The sequence below is a fragment of the Brotocaccenecus cirricatena genome, assembly GCF_020687045.1.
Classification (GTDB): domain Bacteria; phylum Bacillota; class Clostridia; order Oscillospirales; family Oscillospiraceae; genus Vescimonas; species Vescimonas cirricatena.
The window spans coordinates 1-1,145 of sequence record NZ_JAJEPW010000150.1; the positions used below are offsets into that span (position 1 = coordinate 1).

General features: G+C 55.5%; 4 protein-coding genes. All 4 read right to left on the reverse strand.

The genetic code is table 11. The features are described from left to right. Positions 1-353, reverse strand: a 353-nt coding sequence (locus LKD37_RS17505) for a hypothetical protein (RefSeq protein WP_302930329.1), incomplete at its 3' end; no start/stop codon positions are given. Positions 354-438: 85 nt separating this feature from the next. Continuing rightward, positions 439-645, reverse strand: coding sequence for a DUF3847 domain-containing protein (locus LKD37_RS17510; protein ID WP_302930330.1), 207 nt, complete (start codon positions 643-645; stop codon positions 439-441). A gap of 14 nt (positions 646-659) precedes the next feature. Then, positions 660-875, reverse strand: a complete 216-nt coding sequence (locus LKD37_RS17515) for an LLM class flavin-dependent oxidoreductase (protein WP_302930331.1) — start codon at positions 873-875, stop codon at positions 660-662. Further along, positions 872-1,145 (reverse strand): hypothetical protein (locus tag LKD37_RS17520; RefSeq protein ID WP_302930332.1); only part of this gene is annotated, 274 nt, incomplete at its 5' end. The genes LKD37_RS17515 and LKD37_RS17520, both read right to left, overlap by 4 nt.

A 1,145-nucleotide genomic window follows, 5' to 3' on the forward strand; every position in this document is an offset into this window, starting at 1 on the left:
CGGGAACAGCTCAGATAAGCGGAGGCGGCCACAGCGGAGCGTCCTGCGCCCCGGCTGACCACCTTCGCTTCCAGATGATAAATCGCCATCTCTTGTTCACCTCGTTCTTTCTTTTTCTGTTTCTCTTTCGCAAAAGAGAAACTGCCCCGAAGCCGAGCTTCGGGGCATAGCCGCAAACAAAGCTGCCGGTGGCAGGTTTGTGCGGGCAGGTCGCAAGCTGTTTCCAAAACGGAAACAACTGAGACCTGCGCAGACGATGACAGCAGCACTTGCAGGGTGGCATTGTCTGGAGGCTGCCGCAGCAGCCGCAGTCCCTCTCGGAGAGCGCACGGCTTGCCAACGGCAAGTACCACCGCCCCTTCAGGGTGGTGAGTAAGTGCGCCCTTACGGGAGGAAAAAGAGGGAGGCCCCCAGTTTCCTGGAGACCTCCCAGCGGATTCAATTGTGCTGCGACAGCTTCTGCATCAGGTAATCCTCCAGCGCAGACGGCTCCATCGTCCGCACCTCCGGCAGCACCTTTTCCAGAATTGCACCCTCCTGAATGAGTCTGCGCGTTCTGGCTTTGCGTTCCTTGACACGATCCCGCGCCTGCGCTTCCTCTAACCGGTGCTGTGCCTGCAACAATTTCTTTTCCGTATCCGTCATGTGAAAAATCCTCCTTATCTTCGTTTCTGCCAGACGATTTCATAGCCCAGCGCGTCGGCAAGCTGGACAGCCTGGACATAGCGCAGGGATTCCCGCTGGAGCTTATTGGACAGGTTGGAAACGCTGTCAGACCAGCCGTGTTCGTCCCGTAGCAGATCGACCACCTCCTGCATGGTCGTGCCCTGACGGACGATGTACGACTTGATCTCATTTCTCAGATTGGATTTCATTTGGTTTTACCTCCATAATTTCGTATAATCGGTTTTCGTATCGGTGATGCCAGCGTGCTTGTCGGTGAAAAATCCGCTGTGCTGCAAATTCGCTCAGATTTCTGCCCGTGATGCCCTGTTCGCAGCAGCGCCCTATCGGCTTCATCGTTCGGCATGAGAACATACAGAACGGCAGGATATGCCGCAGTCCGGGGCAGCGGATTCACGCTTCGGTAAATCACCTGATGGTGCAGTGCGTTCGACCTACGACAAAAATCTTTACGGATTTCA